At 67.9% G+C, this 14,860-nt stretch carries 15 protein-coding genes; 4 read left to right on the top strand and 11 right to left on the bottom strand.

What is annotated here, in order from left to right:
• Positions 1-2 precede the first annotated feature (2 nt).
• The 5 genes from tcuB to tyrS form a co-directional block, all read right to left on the bottom strand.
• Positions 3-1,232: a tricarballylate utilization 4Fe-4S protein TcuB gene (tcuB, locus tag CAL15_RS20805; protein WP_086080226.1), complete on the bottom strand. Its 1,230-nt coding sequence runs from the start codon at positions 1,230-1,232 to the stop codon at positions 3-5.
• On the bottom strand, positions 1,216-2,652 hold the full coding sequence (gene tcuA, locus CAL15_RS20810; RefSeq protein WP_086080227.1) for an FAD-dependent tricarballylate dehydrogenase TcuA: 1,437 nt from the start codon (positions 2,650-2,652) through the stop codon (positions 1,216-1,218). The genes tcuB and tcuA overlap by 17 nt, the downstream gene beginning before the upstream one ends.
• An 81-nt stretch (positions 2,653-2,733) precedes the next feature.
• Positions 2,734-3,657 carry a LysR family transcriptional regulator gene (locus CAL15_RS20815; protein ID WP_086080228.1) on the bottom strand — a complete coding sequence of 308 codons (924 nt, stop codon included), beginning with the start codon at positions 3,655-3,657 and terminating at the stop codon, positions 2,734-2,736.
• A 51-nt stretch (positions 3,658-3,708) separates the two neighbouring features.
• On the bottom strand, positions 3,709-4,365 hold the full coding sequence (locus CAL15_RS20820; RefSeq protein ID WP_086080229.1) for a YbhB/YbcL family Raf kinase inhibitor-like protein: 657 nt from the start codon (positions 4,363-4,365) through the stop codon (positions 3,709-3,711).
• A 33-nt stretch (positions 4,366-4,398) separates the two neighbouring features.
• The gene (gene tyrS, locus CAL15_RS20825) at positions 4,399-5,640 is read right to left on the bottom strand and encodes a tyrosine--tRNA ligase (protein ID WP_086080230.1); all 1,242 of its coding nucleotides are present in this window, start codon (positions 5,638-5,640) and stop codon (positions 4,399-4,401) included.
• Positions 5,641-5,893: 253 nt separating this feature from the next.
• Between tyrS and CAL15_RS20830 the strand changes: the two genes are divergently transcribed.
• Positions 5,894-7,309 (top strand): M23 family metallopeptidase, encoded by a 1,416-nt coding sequence (locus CAL15_RS20830; RefSeq protein WP_086080231.1) that lies wholly within the window; start codon positions 5,894-5,896, stop codon positions 7,307-7,309.
• 13 nt (positions 7,310-7,322) lie between these two features.
• Positions 7,323-8,459, top strand: coding sequence for an anhydro-N-acetylmuramic acid kinase (locus CAL15_RS20835; RefSeq protein WP_086080232.1), 1,137 nt, complete (start codon positions 7,323-7,325; stop codon positions 8,457-8,459).
• 87 nt (positions 8,460-8,546) lie between these two features.
• Here the strand turns inward: CAL15_RS20835 and erpA are convergent, their stop codons facing one another.
• The 6 genes from erpA to pmbA form a co-directional block, all read right to left on the bottom strand.
• Positions 8,547-8,918, bottom strand: coding sequence for an iron-sulfur cluster insertion protein ErpA (erpA, locus tag CAL15_RS20840; protein ID WP_086080233.1), 372 nt, complete (start codon positions 8,916-8,918; stop codon positions 8,547-8,549).
• A 62-nt stretch (positions 8,919-8,980) separates the two neighbouring features.
• The gene (locus CAL15_RS20845; protein ID WP_086080234.1) at positions 8,981-9,799 is read right to left on the bottom strand and encodes a DUF6776 family protein; all 819 of its coding nucleotides are present in this window, start codon (positions 9,797-9,799) and stop codon (positions 8,981-8,983) included.
• A gap of 37 nt (positions 9,800-9,836) precedes the next feature.
• Entirely contained in the window at positions 9,837-10,901 is a 1,065-nt protein-coding gene (gene argC, locus CAL15_RS20850) for an N-acetyl-gamma-glutamyl-phosphate reductase (protein WP_086080235.1), read from the bottom strand.
• 206 nt (positions 10,902-11,107) lie between these two features.
• Positions 11,108-11,500, bottom strand: coding sequence for a 30S ribosomal protein S9 (gene rpsI, locus CAL15_RS20855; protein ID WP_086080236.1), 393 nt, complete (start codon positions 11,498-11,500; stop codon positions 11,108-11,110).
• Positions 11,501-11,509: 9 nt separating this feature from the next.
• Positions 11,510-11,938 carry a 50S ribosomal protein L13 gene (rplM, locus tag CAL15_RS20860; RefSeq protein ID WP_086080237.1) on the bottom strand — a complete coding sequence of 143 codons (429 nt, stop codon included), beginning with the start codon at positions 11,936-11,938 and terminating at the stop codon, positions 11,510-11,512.
• A 220-nt stretch (positions 11,939-12,158) separates the two neighbouring features.
• On the bottom strand, positions 12,159-13,526 hold the full coding sequence (gene pmbA / locus CAL15_RS20865) for a metalloprotease PmbA (protein WP_086080238.1): 1,368 nt from the start codon (positions 13,524-13,526) through the stop codon (positions 12,159-12,161).
• A 61-nt stretch (positions 13,527-13,587) separates the two neighbouring features.
• Between pmbA and yjgA the strand changes: the two genes are divergently transcribed.
• Positions 13,588-14,139: a ribosome biogenesis factor YjgA gene (yjgA, locus tag CAL15_RS20870; RefSeq protein WP_086080239.1), complete on the top strand. Its 552-nt coding sequence runs from the start codon at positions 13,588-13,590 to the stop codon at positions 14,137-14,139.
• A 34-nt stretch (positions 14,140-14,173) separates the two neighbouring features.
• Positions 14,174-14,851: an alpha/beta hydrolase gene (locus tag CAL15_RS20875; protein ID WP_086080240.1), complete on the top strand. Its 678-nt coding sequence runs from the start codon at positions 14,174-14,176 to the stop codon at positions 14,849-14,851.
• The last annotated feature ends 9 nt before the right edge of the window (positions 14,852-14,860 follow it).

Genomic DNA, 14,860 nt, shown 5'->3' on the forward strand with positions numbered 1-14,860 from the left:
CTTCAATCGGCGCCCAGCTGCAGCTTGCTGGGCAGCCGTTTCTCGATCGCATATTTCAACAGCGCGGCCGAGCGGAAGATGCCGTGGGCGAACTTTCCATAGGGCAGCGTGAGAAACAGCGCCATCACGGTACCCAGATGAATCGCGAGCCACAAGGCCATGAAGCGCGTATCGCGCAGCGCCAGCAGCGCCAGCCCGGTGGCGCTGACCAGCAGCAGCAGGACGATGAACCCGCGGTCCATGGGCCGCTGGCGACGGTCGCCATGCTGCGGGTCTCGCCGCAGGTTCAGCGCCAGCAACCCGGCGGGACCGATCAGCAGGCCGATGCCGCCCGTCGTGCCCAGCAGCACGGGCAGGCTCGTCAGCGCATACGGCGCCTGCAGGCCCAGCAGGTAGTGATACAGCGTGGCCACGCAGGTCGAGGCGAAGCACAGCATGAAGCCGTAGAACGTGAAGTGGTGGAACCGCCTCCGCCACAGCGTGTAGCGATCACTCTCCTCGTTGCAGCCTTCGCCATGGCCGCCGTCCAGGTACTTCAGGCGTGCGACGTCGTGCACCGCCTCGGCGGCGGCGCCGCCGCGCACGGCGCTGACGGCCCCGGCGGAATAGTCGCGCGCGGGCGTCACCTCGCGCCAGAAGCGGCGCACGCCCATGCCCAGCGCGAACACCACGAAGCCGAACACCACGCCGAACACTGCCGCCAGCAGGTTGTGCGGGAAGATGGCGTAGAAGTCGCCCGCCAGCGGCTCGTGCACCAGCGATCCCGTCATGGCCACCGCAAGCACCAGGAACAGCGCCAGGCCGCCCGCCAGCGCCAGCGCCACGGTCAGGCCGGCGCGCTCGTACAGCCGGCCCATGGCCGGCGGCCAGGCGTACTCCTGATAGGTCTTCACGCGCACCTCGGCCATGGCCTTGGGCACGTTCACCCCGAAGTCGTGCGGCGGCGCGTACTGGCAGGCATGCAGGCACGCGCCGCAGTTGTGGCAGAGGTTGGCCAGGTAGTGGGCGTCCGCCGTGCCGAATTCCAGGCGACGCGTCATCGCGGGAAACACCGCACAGAAACCTTCGCAGTAGCGGCACGCGTTGCAGATCTGCAGGAGGCGCGCGACTTCGGCCTCCTCGGCGCCCAGCGCCAGGGCAGGCTGCGCCGGCGCCGCCGACAGCGCCCCGCCGACGTTGTGGCCATCGGCCTGCGCTTTCGCCCGTTCCACGAGCTTAATGACCTGCTGCATCGACGACCTCCTGTTGTTGCGCCTGCTCTTCATACCCGGCCTCGCGTGCCGCGCGGGCGCCCGCGATGCGGCCGAACGCGGTGCCGATGCTCATGCCGACGCCCGCGGTGTAGCCCTTGCCCAGCACGTTGCCGGCCATCATCTCGCCCGCCACGAAAAGGTTGGGGCTGGGCTGGCCTGCGAAGCGCACGGCCGCCGTATCGTCCACCTTCAGGCCCAGGTAGGTGAAGGTGATGCCGGGCCGCACCGGGTAGGCGTGGAAAGGCGGCGTGTCGAGGGGCCGCGCCCAGTGCGTCTTGGGCGGCGCCAGCCCTTCGGTATGGCAATCGTCCAGCGTGGTGTGGTCGAAGGTGCCGACCCGGCACGCGGCGTTGTAGTCGTTCACCGTCTTCATGAACGCGGCCTCGTCCAGCTGCAGCTTGCGCGCCAGTTCGGGCAGGGTGGGCGCCGTGGTGCCCGGAAACACGGGCGGCATGAAGCGGCCCACGGCCTTCTGGTCAATGATGGAATAAGCCAGCTGGCCCGGCTGCTGCGCGACCAGGCGACCCCAGATCGCATAGCGCTTGGGCCAGAAGTCCTCGCCCTCGTCGTAGAAGCGCCGAGCCTCGAGATTGACCACGACGCCCAGCGACACGCAGTCGATGCGCGTGCAGATGCCGCCGTCGTACAGCGGCGCGCGCGCGTCGATGGCGACCATGTGGCCCTGCGAAGGATCGCCGATGCTGTCGGCGCCATGCTGGTCGATCATGTGGCGCAGCAGCACGCCCTGATTGAAGCGCGTGCCGCGGATCAGGAAGTTGTCGGCCGGCCACTCGCCGCGCTCGTTCTGGCCCCAGGCCTCGCGCAGCCATTCGCGGTTCGATTCGAAACCCCCGCAGGCCAGCACACAGGTGCGGGCGGCGATGCGCTCGCCGCCTTCGGTCAGCACGGCGACGAAGCGGCGCGCGTCGTCCATCTCGATGCCGACCACCGGGGTCTCGTAGCGTATCTGCACGCCCAGCCGCTCGGCGCTGCGGAAATAGGCATTCACCAGCGCCTTGCCGCCGCCCATGAAGAAGGCGTTGGTGCGGGCCACGTGCAGCGTGCCCGACAGCGGCGGCTGGAACCTGACGCCGTGGCGCCGCATCCAGCCCCGACAGGTCGACGAGGCGCGGATCACCAGCCGCGCCAGGTGTTCGTCGGTCAACCCGCCGGTCACCTTCAGCAGATCCTGCCAATACTCTTCTTCGGGATAGGACTCGACCAGCACGTCCTGCGGCGCGTCGTGCATACAGCGCAGATTGCGCGTGTGCTGCGAGTTGCCGCCGCGCCAGGCCTTGGGCGCCGCCTCCAGCAGCAGCACGCTCGCACCGGCCTCGCGCGCGGTCAGCGCGGCGCACAGCGCGGCATTGCCGCCGCCCACCACCAGTACATCGATCACTCTCGCTCGCCTCCTCAAGGGGAAGCGGGGACTGTAGGCAACCTGCTCTTCACGCGAAAGGCAGGGTAAGGCAACAGGTGTTCAGTTTTCGAGAAGGGTCGCGCCGGCCCAGCGCCCCTGGGTGACCAGATTGCGCGCCGTCTCGGCCAACACCACGCGGGTCGCCAGCGCGGCGGGCGACAGTTCGTCGTCCGACAGGCTTGCCAGCACGTTGCGCCGGCCGACGTGCGGATCGGCAATCTGCGCCAGCGCGAGCCCCTCGTGGTGACCCGTGACGGCCGCGCCAGGCTGCACCGTGGCCCCATAGCCGTCGCGCACGGCCGCCATCAGCAGGGCCAGCCCGTCGACCTCCGCCACGATGCGCGGCTGGATGCCGCTCTGCGCGAACGAGCCCATCAGCGTGGCGCGCAGGCCATGGCTATGGGTGGGCAGGATCAGCGGCACCTGAGCAAGCTGCTGCAGCCGCACGCGCGCCGCCCGCGGCCGCTCGGCCAGCGTGGTGGCGGCCACCAGGAAAAGCTTTTCGTCGAGCAGCGGGGTCACGCTCCAGCGCCGCGGCACGCCGGTCTGGAACACCACGGCCAGATCGAGCTGGCGCGCATTGAGCATGGTGGCCAAGTGGCCGGACAGCGCCTCGACCATGTGCAGGCGCACCTCGGGATAACGTGCCTGCATGGCCCGCATGAGGGGCACACCGAGCACCGTGGCGGTGCTCGGCGCCAGCCCCACGCTGACGTGGCCCGACAGCCGCGCCTGCTGCGCGGCGCGCACCGCGCCGTCGGCGTGTCGCAGCGTGAGCTGGGCCTGCTGCAGGAAGGCCAGGCCCGCATCGGTGGGAACGGCGCCGCGGGCGCTGCGCTGCAGCAGCCGGGTGGACAGCTCGCTTTCGAGCCGGCTGATCTGCTGGCTCAGTGCGGAGGTGACGACGCCGAGCTCGAGGGCCGCGCGGCCGAGGCTGCCCAGTTCGCAAACCTTCACGAAGTACCGCAGCTGACGCAGTTCCATGGAGTACGGTGATCGCGGCGCGGCCCGGCGTCGGCGGGTTGCTGCCCCGTGTCAGGTGCTGGACGTGGCGCCGATCTGCTTCGGCGCCAGGTTCGGGTTGAGCGTGTACGTGCCGGTGACGGACGCCTGCGCCAGCACGTGGCCCTGCATGGCATGCAGCGCGTCCGCGCCCTTGAAGCTGCCCTGCAGTCCCAGCGAGGCCACGTCCAGCGCATACAGCGTGAACTTGTAGCGGTGCACCAGCTCGTCGTTCCAGGGCGGGCACGGACCGTCGTAGCCGAAATACTCGCCGCTCATGTCGTGGTCGGCCGAGAACCACCCGGTGTAGTCGTTCAGGCCCTGGCGCGCGTTCAGGGGCGCCAGCGGACCGCCCTTGCCGCGCGGGGTGACGCTGCTGGAGAACGCGCCTTCCTCGATCTCGCGCAGGTCGGCCGGCAGGTCGACCAGCACCCAGTGGAAGAAGTCGACGCGCGGAAGGTCGGCGGGCACGGTGCGGCCGTCCTGGTTGACGTCGTCGGGCTTGGACGGCACGTCGAGGTCGTGGCAGATCAGTGCGAAGGACTTGGTGCCGTCGGGCACGTCGTCCCACGAGAACTGCGGGTTGCAGTTGTCGGCCAGCGCGACATGCGACTTGGGGTCTACCCGACCGAACGCGTAGCGTTCGGGGATGGTTTCGTTATCGGCGAAGGACAGACTCGAGAGTTTCATGTCTTGCTCCTGGAGAAGTACCGTAGGCGCTTCCTACCCGCCCAAATTAACACGGGCGAACTTGCGCTTGCCGACCTGCAGCACATAGCTGCCGGCTGCCAATTGCAACGACTTGTCGTCCACGCGCACGCCATCGATGCGCACCCCGCCCTGCTCGAGATTGCGCTGCGCTTCGGAACTGGATGCCGCCAGGCCCGCTTCGCGCAGCAGGCGCAGGATGCCCATGGGCGCGCCGGCCACGGCGATCTCGGGCATGTCCTCGGGCATGGCGCCATCGCGAAAGCGCGCCTCGAAGGCGGACAGCGCGTTTTCCGCGGCCTGCGCCGAATGGAAGCGCGCCACGAGTTCCTGGGCCAGCATCACCTTGGCGTCGCGCGGATTGCGGCCGTTTTCGGTCTCGGCGCGCAGCGCGGCGATATCTTCCAGCGAACGGAACGACAGCAGCTCGAAGTAGCGCCACATCAGCGTGTCCGAGATCGACATGATCTTGCCGAACATGGACTCGGGCGCCTCGGAGATGCCGATGTAGTTGCCCTTGGACTTGGACATCTTCTCGACGCCGTCGGTGCCCTCGAGCAGCGGCATGGTCAGCACGCACTGAGGCTCTTGCCCGTATTCCTTCTGCAGCTCGCGGCCGACCAGCAGGTTGAACTTCTGGTCGGTGCCGCCCAGTTCGACGTCGGACTTGAGCGCCACCGAGTCGTAGCCCTGCAGCAGGGGGTACAGGAATTCATGCACGGCGATGGGCACGCCGCCCTTGAAGCGCTTGGTGAAGTCTTCGCGCTCCATCATGCGGGCCACGGTGTAGCGCGAGGCCAGCTGGATGATGCCGCGCGCGCCCAGCGGGTCGCACCACTCGGAGTTGTAGCGGATCTCGGTGCGGGCGGGATCGAGCACCAGGCTCGCCTGTGCATAGTAGGTCTGGGCGTTGTGCTCGATCTGCTCGCGCGTGAGCGGCGGGCGGGTCGAATTGCGGCCGCTGGGATCGCCGATCGTGGCGGTGAAGTCGCCGATGAGGAAGATGACGTTGTGCCCCAGATCCTGCAGCTGGCGCATCTTGTTCAGTACCACCGTATGGCCCAGGTGGATGTCGGGCGCGGTGGGGTCCAGGCCCAGCTTGATGCGCAGCGGCACGCCGGTGGAACGGCTTTTGGCCAGCTTGCGGGCGAATTCCGTCTCGACCAGTAGTTCGTCGCAGCCGCGCAGCGCAACGCGCAGATCGGCTTCGACTTCAGGGGACAGAGCGGCGTCGGACGGGGGGTTGGAAGAGGCCATTGTAATTTTTACTGCACCGCATAGGTGCAAAAAAGGTGTAAATTCGACAAAAAGCGGTCGAAAATTCTATCCGAATCCGCTAGCATACTGCCCTAATCATACGCAACTGTCATATGACGGTTGTGCTGCTGTACATCCATAGTTTTCCCGTTGCGCCACATGAGGCGCGCCCCATCGTTCGGCACAGGCCGGGCCGGGCAGCGCCCAGACGGCCGCATCCGCAAATCCGTGCCGCCAGGAGGGTCTACACGCGATGAATCGTGGCCTGGACTGCCTGGTACGCAGCATACGACACAAGGTGGCCGTCCTGATCGCCCCCCCCAAACAAACGGTTTCCCGCGGCGGAGCCCTCATCCGCCGAACGCTGGTGGTTACCGCGCTGGGCCTGTTCGCCGGCGCCGCCGCGCTGGGCATGGTGCAACAGCCCGACCACACCGAACTGCCTCCGCTGCGACTGGTGAACAGCCCGATGCCGCTGTCGGCCGAACAGATGCAGGTCAGCACCGCCACCGACGCGCCCTACATCAATGAAACCCGCATCCGCCGCGGCGACACGCTGGCCACGGTGCTGCAGCGCCTGGACATCGACAATCCCAGGCTGCAAAGCTTCCTGACGCACGACGCCAGCGCCCGCAGCATCTACAAGCTGTACCCCGGCCGCTCGGTGCAGGCCGCGGTCGACGAAGCCGGCAACCTGCAGTGGCTGCGCTACATCCACACCCCGGGCGCCGAGGACGACGGTCAGGTCTCCACGCGCATGCTGTACGTCGAAAGCGACGGCGCCGACGGCTACACGGCACGCGAAGTCACCGAAGGCACCCGCCTCGAAACGCGCGTGGCGGTGGGCACCATCCGCTCGTCGCTGTTCGCGGCCACCGACGCGGCCGGCGTGCCCGATTCGATCACGCTGCAGATCGCCGAAATCCTGGGCTCCAAAATGGATTTCCTGCGCGACCTGCGCCAGGGCGACCAGTTCCGCGTGGTGTACGAAACCCGCTCGCACGACGGCCGCTATGCCGGCGCCGGGCGCGTGCTCGCCGTCGAGTTCGTCAACGGCAGCAAGACCTACAACGCGGTCTGGTTCAATCCCGACGGCAAGTCGGGGGCGTACTACGACTTCGAAGGCACCAACCTGCGCGGCGCCTTCCTGCGCACGGCGCTGAAGTTCACGCGCATCAGCTCGACCTTCGGCATGCGCATGCACCCCATCCACAAGACCTGGACGGGCCACAAGGGCGTGGACTACGCCGCCCCCACGGGCACGCCGATCCACTCCACCGCTGACGGCACCGTCGAGTTCGCGGGCTGGCAGAACGGCTACGGCAACGTGGTTATCGTGAAGCACCACGGCCAGTACTCCACCCTGTATGGCCACCAGAGCAGGCTGGCCGAAGGCATCCGCAAGGGCGCCACGGTGTCGCAAGGCCAGCTTATCGGCTACGTCGGTTCCACGGGCTGGGCCACCGGCCCGCACCTGCACTACGAGTTCCGCGTGGACAACCGTCCCGTCGATCCGCTTTCCGTCGACCTGCCCGTGGCCCGCACGCTGGAAGCCAATGAGCGCAAGGCCTTCGCGGACGCGGTCGCGCCTTATCGCGCACAGATCGAGATGCTGACCGCCCTGCAGCAGACGCCGCCCGAAGGCAGCACCACTGTGGCGGCGCGCTGACGGCGACTTCCTCATGCCGACCATCATCGACGGCCCGGACGGCATCGCCACGGGCCGTTTTTTCATTGGCCTGATGTCCGGCACCAGCACGGACGGCGTGGACGGCGTGCTGGTGAGCCTGCAAGCGGGCACACGGCCCGCCCTGCACGCCAGCGTCAGCCTGGACATGCCCGCCGAGTTGCGCGACGAACTGCTGGCGCTGAACCGCAGCGGCGCCGACGAGCTGGCTCGCGGGGCGCTGGCGGGCAACGCCCTGGCCCGGCTGTACGCGCAGGCCGTGGCCGAACTGCTCGAGCAGTCCGGCCTGCCCGCCTCGTCCGTCACGGCCGTCGGCGCGCACGGCCAGACCGTCAGGCATCGGCCCGAACTGGGCTACACGCTGCAATTGAACGCGCCGGCCCTGCTGGCCGAACTGACGGGCATCGACGTGGTGGCGGATTTCCGCAGCCGGGACGTGGCCGCCGGCGGACAGGGCGCGCCGCTGGTGCCGCCCTTTCATGCCGCCATGTTCGGCGGCACGCAGCCGCGCGCGGTGCTCAACCTGGGCGGCATCGCCAACCTGACGCTGCTGGATGACGGTCCGCCACGCGGCTTCGATACGGGTCCCGCCAACATGCTGCTGGACGCGTGGTGCCGCCAGCATACCGGCCTGGCCTATGACAACGAAGGCCGATGGGCCGCCACCGGAAGCGTCGACGCCGGACTGCTGCGGCACCTGATCGACAGCGAGCCCTGGTTCTCGCTGCCGCCGCCCAAATCCACGGGGCGCGATCTGTTCGACACCGCATGGCTGTCGCAGCGCCTGCACGCCTACGGCGCCGATTCGCTGGCGCCCGCGGACGTACAGGCCACGCTGCAGCGCCTGACGGCCCGCACCGTGGCCGACGCCCTGCAAGCCACGTTGCCGCACGCGCGCGACGTGCTGGTGTGCGGGGGCGGAGCGCGCAACACGGGGTTGATAAACGATCTGGCGGACTGCCTGCAGCGCCCTGTGCACCCCACCGACAGCGAAGGCGTGCCCGCCCAATGGGTGGAAGCGCTGGCCTTTGCCTGGCTGGCGCAGGCGCATGTGGACAGGGTGCCGGCCAGCGTGCCGGCGGTGACGGGAGCGCGCGGGGCGCGCATCCTGGGCGCGCTGTATCCGCACTAGGCGCGGCGCGCGCGTACAGACAAAAGCCCTCGCGCGCCTGATGGCACGCGAGGGCTTTTCAATCGGCCTGGCTGATCGGCGTCCTGCTTATACCGAGAAGGACGAACCGCAACCGCAGGTGGTGGTGGCGTTGGGATTGCGGATGACGAACTGCGCGCCTTCCAGATCTTCTTTGTAGTCGATCTCGGCGCCTACCAGGTACTGGAAGCTCATCGGGTCGACCAGCAGCTGCACGCCGTTCTTGTCGAGCACGGTGTCGTCTTCGTTGACGACTTCGTCGAACGTGAAGCCGTATTGGAAGCCGGAACAGCCGCCGCCTTGCACGAACACGCGCAGCTTCAGGTCAGGGTTGCCTTCCTCGGCCAGCAGGTCCTTGACCTTGATGGCGGCGGAATCGGTGAAGACCAGGGGCACGGGCGGCGGGGCCTGCAGGTCTACGGTTTCGGTGACAGCGTTCATGATTACACTCCTGGCCGCGTGGCCAAATGCTTGCGGGCAGCTTTGCCGCCCCTATGGGTTCACTATAGCCCAGGCGAAGCCGGACTCAAAATCAGCGGGACGACGCGCGAGGCGCGCACCGCGTCGCCCTCGAGCACGCTGACCGTAACGGTTTCGGGGACGAAACCCTCCGGCAGCTCCAGCATGCCCTGGCTGCGCAGGTACTGGTCGAACTGGATGGGCAGCGCATTGCCGGCGGGTTTGTCGGACGGCTGCTGCCCGGGCGCCGAATCGGATGCTGCTTCGCGCGCCTGGCTGCCCGTGCCTGCGGGACGGTCCTCTTTCACGCGCAACGGCGCCAGATCGAACTCCGCCTTCTGCTCGTTCTGCCTGCCCACCGCGTGGAACCGCAACGCGCCCGCAAAAGGCGTGTCGCTGGCCCGGCCCGACCGCATCAGCAGCACCTTGTAGGCCAGCGCCTGGCCCGATCGTTCCAACTGAGCCCCGCGGATGTCGACCGCGCCCTCGGGGCCCGCGGGCAGCAATTGCTCGAAGAATGCCAATTGGTCGCGCGCACGGCCCGCTTCTTCCTGCGCGATCTTCAGCTGGGCCTCGAGCTCGATGCGCGCCGCGCGTTCGATGGCCAGTTCGCCGCCGGCGGTGTCGAGATCGGTGCGCAGACGCTGTATGTCGGCCTCGCGCTGCCGCAGCGCCAAGCGCTGCGCCGCGGCCTGGTCTGCGGTAAGCACCACCATGCCCTTCTGCGGCTCTTGCGCATAACGGGACGCCACGCCCACGCCAAGCAGCACGCCAGCGCCCAGCACCAGGACCAGCCACGCGATGCGCGCCACTCTGCGTGGCGAGCGCGGCCGGCTGGAGTTCGGTGCGTGGGCGTCTTGCATGCACAGCGGGACGGCGCGCGACCGCCGTCCGATGAGGTCAGGGCAGGATGGCGACCTGGTCGAGGCCTGCCGACTCGGGCAGGCCGAACATCAGGTTCATGTTCTGCACCGCCTGGCCGGCCGCGCCCTTGACCAGATTGTCCTGCACCACCAGCACGATCAGCAGATCGCCGTTGTTGGGCCGCTGCACCGAGATGCGCAGCATGTTCGAGCCGCGCACCGAACGGGTTTCGGGCGCGCTGCCCGCGGGCAGCACGTCGACGAAGCGTTCGTCGGCGTAGCGCTGTTCGAACAGGGCCTGGAAGTCGGTATCGCGCGCGCCAGGCTGGATGCGGGCGTAGATGGTGGAGAACATGCCGCGGATCATCGGCACCAGATGGGGCACAAAGGTCAGCGACACGGCGCCGCCCGAGATCTTCTCGAGCTGCGCCGTGATTTCGGGGTGGTGGCGATGGCCGGGCAGGCCATATGCCTTGAAGTTGTCGGACGCTTCGGAAAACAGCGTGGCCACTTCGGCCTTGCGGCCCGCGCCCGACACGCCCGACTTGCAGTCGGCGATCAGGGTCTGCGTGTCGACCAGTTGCTTGCCGCCCTCGAGCAGCGGGGCCAGGCCCAGCAGCACCGTGGTGGGATAGCAGCCCGGATTGCCGATGACGCGCGCCTTGGAGATGGCTTCACGGTTGAGTTCGACCAGGCCGTAGACGGATTCGGCCAGGACGTCGGGGCAGCTGTGCGGCATCTTGTACCAGCGCTCGAACACCGCGGTGTCCTGCAGGCGGAAGTCGGCTGCCAGGTCGATGACGCGCGTGCCGGTGGCCAGCAGTTCCTGAGCTTGGGCCATGGCCACGCCGTGCGGCGTGGCGAAGAACACCACGTCGCAATCGGTAAGCCGCGCCTTTTCGGGCGCGCTGAAGGCCAGATCGACGTGGCCGCGCAGGTTCGGATACATGTCGGCCACGGGCAGTCCGTCTTCCTTGCGGGACGTGATGGCCACCAGTTCTGCGTTGGGGTGCTGAGACAGCAGGCGCAACAGTTCGACGCCGGTATAGCCGGTGCCGCCGACGATGCCAACCTTGATGCGGGAGTTCGATGCTTGAGCCATGGTGAAAACCCAGAAAACGTAGATCGATAGTATCGCTCAGGAAACGGACGACGCGGCGGCGCCGCGCGCATCCTTGTTCCGACCGGTGGACGGGCACGGGGTTCCGCGCCGGCACTGCTCGCGCCGCGACCTCGGGCGCTTCCAGCCCGCGCGCCAGGCGGGGCCGGAAAACAAAAAGGCCGCTTTCGCGGCCTTTTTGGGGAACATTAGCGCTTGCTGAACTGCTTGCGCCGACGTGCCTTGCGGAAGCCGACTTTCTTGCGTTCGACTTCTCGCGCGTCGCGGGTGACGAAGCCCGCTTGCGACAGGGCCGACTTCAGGGTGGCGTCGTAGTCGATCAGGGCGCGCGTGATGCCGTGACGGACCGCGCCGGCCTGGCCGGTTTCACCGCCGCCGTGCACGTTGACCTTGATGTCGAACGATTCGACGAGGCCGGTCAGGACCAGGGGCTGGCGCACGACCATGCGGCCGGTTTCGCGGGCGAAGAACTCGTCGACGGGCTTGCCGTTGACGACGATCTTGCCGGTGCCCTTCTTGATGAAAACGCGAGCCACCGAGGTTTTGCGACGGCCGGTTCCGTAATTCCAGTTACCGATCATGGCGTGTCCTTAGAATTCCAGCGGCTTGGGCTGCTGAGCGGTGTGCGGGTGCTCGGCACCGGCGTACACCTTGAGTTTCTTGATCATGGCGTAGCCCAGCGGACCCTTGGGCAGCATGCCCTTGACGGCCTTCTGGATGGCGCGGCCGGGAAAACGCTGCTGCATTTTCTCGAAGTTCGTTTCGCGGATACCGCCCGGGTAGGTGGTGTGGCGGAAGTACTTCTTGCCTTGCGCCTTGTTGCCCGTGACGACGATATCGGCGGCGTTGACGATGATGATGTAGTCACCGGTGTCAACGTGCGGAGTGAATTCGGGTTTGTGCTTGCCACGCAGACGGTGTGCGACTTCGCTGGCCACACGACCGAGGACCTTGCCCTTGGCGTCGATCACAAACCAGTCACGCTTGACTTCATGCGGCTTGGCCACAAAGGTCTTCATGATGGTTCCTAAGATTCAGATGAATAGCCCGCCGGACATCGGCCGGGCCGTATTTCCACAATTTCTTGATCTCCGCCTAAGCGTTATGGATCCGCCCGTGCAAAAGACATGAAAAGGGAAAGCTGACGATTCTAGCACGTTTGTTCAAATCTTGCGCAAGCGTGTGGCAAAACAGCCATTCGACAGCGCGCCCCCCTGGGAGCCGCCGCAGCGAGCGTCGTCAGGTGCCGGCCACCGACATCTGCTCGATCAGGATCGAGCCGGTGCGCTTGGTGCCGCGCGAGATGGTGTCCGAGCCCACCGCGGCGATGCCGCGGAACATATCGGCCAGGTTGCCGGCGATGGTGATTTCCTGCACCGCATGCTGGATGCGGCCGTTCTCGACCCAGTAGCCGAAGGCGCCGCGCGAGTAGTCGCCGGTGACGTAATTGACGCCCTGCCCGATCAGCTCGGTGACCAGCAGGCCCGTGCCCAGCTTGCGCAGCATGGCCTCGAAGTCGTCCTCGGGACGCGTCAGCCGCGAAGTGAGCGACAGATTGTGCGACCCGCCGGCGTTGCCGGTGGTGGCCATGCCCAGCTTGCGGGCCGTGTAGCTGGACAGGAAATAACCTTCGAGCACGCCGCCCGACACGACGCTGCGGGCCTGCGTGCGCACGCCCTCGTCGTCGAAGGGCGAGCTGCCCATGGCGCCCGCCACGTGCGGGTCTTCGGCCACGTCGATGTGGTCGGCGAACACGGGCTTGCCCAGCGCGTCGACCAGGAAGCTGGCCTTGCGGTACAGGGCGCCGCCGTTGGTCGCCTGGGTGAAGGCGCCCAGCAGGCCCAGCGCCAGCGGGGCCTCGAACAGCACGGGGAACTTGCCGGTGCGGATGCGGCGCGCCGACAGGCGCGACAGGGTGCGCTCGGCGGCGTAGCGGCCCACTGCCTCGGGCGAGGCCAGGTTGCGCGGATCGCGCTGCGACGAGTACCAGTAGTCGCGCTGCATGTGGTTGCCGCGCCCGGCAATGGGCGCCACGGACAGGCTGTGCCGCGAATACGGATAGCCGCCCAGGAAGCCGCGGGTGTTGCCCATGACGAACTGGCCTTCGTAGGTGCCCACGGTGGCGCCGTCGGTGTTGGTGATGCGCGCGTCGGTATCGCGGGCGGCGCGCTCGGCGCGCAGCGCGAGTTCGGCGGCCGCCTCGGTGCCCACGGGCCAGGCGTAGTGCAGCGCCAGGTCGGGGTAGCCGTCGGTGGCCAGGCGATCGGCGTCGGGCAGGCCGGCCGCGGGATCGGCGGCGGTATGGCGGGCGATGTGCCAGGCAGCCTCGACGGTCTGGCGCAGCGCCTCGTCGGAGAAATCGGAGGTGGAGGCCGAGCCGCGGCTCTGGCCGGCGTACAGGGTCAGGTCGAGCGCGCGGTCGCGCGTCTGCTCGACGGTCTCGATGTCATTGTTGCGCACCGAGACGGACAGGCCCAGGCTTTCGGAGACCTCGGCCACCGCATCGCTGGCGCCGGCGCGCCGGGCGTAATCCAGCACCTTCTCGACGAGTTCGCTGAAACGCGCGTGATTCGCGGCCACCGGCAGGGATGAGGAAGAGTTGACCATTGCTGTCCAATTTGCAGAGACGGTTATCATAGCCAAGTCCGCTTACGACCCGATTTTTTCCATGCATTCCGAACACCCCGATTCCGTCGGCGACGACGGGCTCGACGACAACGGCTACGACCGTCCCAGCAAATCGCAGGTCAAGCGCGAACTGCACGCCCTGCTCGACCTGGGCAAGGAACTGATCGAGCTGTCGCCCGACCGCCTGAAGCAGCTGCCGCTGGCCGAGCGCCTGTACGAAGCGATCCGCGAGGCCCAGCGCACCACCAGCCGCGAAGGCCGCCGCCGCCAGACTCACTACGTGGGCAAGCTGATGCGCGATGCGCCGGCCGACGTCATCCGCGCGCAGCTCGACACCTGGCGCAACGGCTCTCGTGAAGAAACCGCGGCCATGCACCGGCTGGAAACGCTGCGCGAACGCCTGCTGGCCGACGACGACGCGCTGACCGAGCTGCTGCAGGACTATCCCGATACCGATATCCAGCACCTGCGCGCGGTCATCCGCGCCGCGCGCAAGGAAGCGCAGCACAACGCCATGCTCAACCCCGGACAAGAGCCGCAGCGCAAGCAGTACCGCGCCCTGTTCCAGGCATTGAAGTCGCTGGCCGCCTGACCCACCGCCCGCCTTACCCCCTACCCGCCTTCTCATGACCACCGACCTGCCCCTGCTGGACTGCATCGAGATCGAGACCGCTCCCAACCCGACGCACGCGGTGCTGTGGCTGCACGGCCTGGGCGCGGACGGCAACGACTTCGCGCCCATCGTGCCCGAACTGCAGGCGGTGCTGCCGCCCGCGGTGCGCTTCGTGTTTCCCAACGCGCCCGTGCAGCCGGTCACCATCAACGGCGGCATGGCGATGCGGTCGTGGTACGACATCCTGGGCCAGGACCTGGTGCGCCGCGAAGACGGCGACGGCATCCGCGCCAGCGAACTGGCCGTGCAGGCGCTCCTGCGCCGCGAGAACGCGCGCGGCATCCCGACCGAGCGCATCGTATTGGCCGGCTTCTCGCAAGGTTGCGCGATGACGCTGCATACCGGCCTGCGGCTGCCGCAGCGCCTGGCCGGCATGGTGGCGCTGTCGGGCTACCTGCCGCTGGCCGACACCGCCACGGCCGAACGCCAGTCGGCCAACCAGGCCACGCCCATCTTCATGGCGCACGGGCTGTACGACCCGGTCGTGCCCGTGGCGCGCGCCGAAGCGTCGCGGCACATGCTGCAGTCGCTGGGCTACGACGTGCGCTGGCACGCCTATCCCATGCCGCACTCGGTGTGCGCGCCGGAAGTCGAGGACATCGCCGGGTTCCTGGCCGAGGTGCTGCGCTGAGCGCGCGCC

It is taken from the genome of Bordetella genomosp. 13 (genome assembly GCF_002119665.1).
Lineage (GTDB): Bacteria > Pseudomonadota > Gammaproteobacteria > Burkholderiales > Burkholderiaceae_B > Bordetella.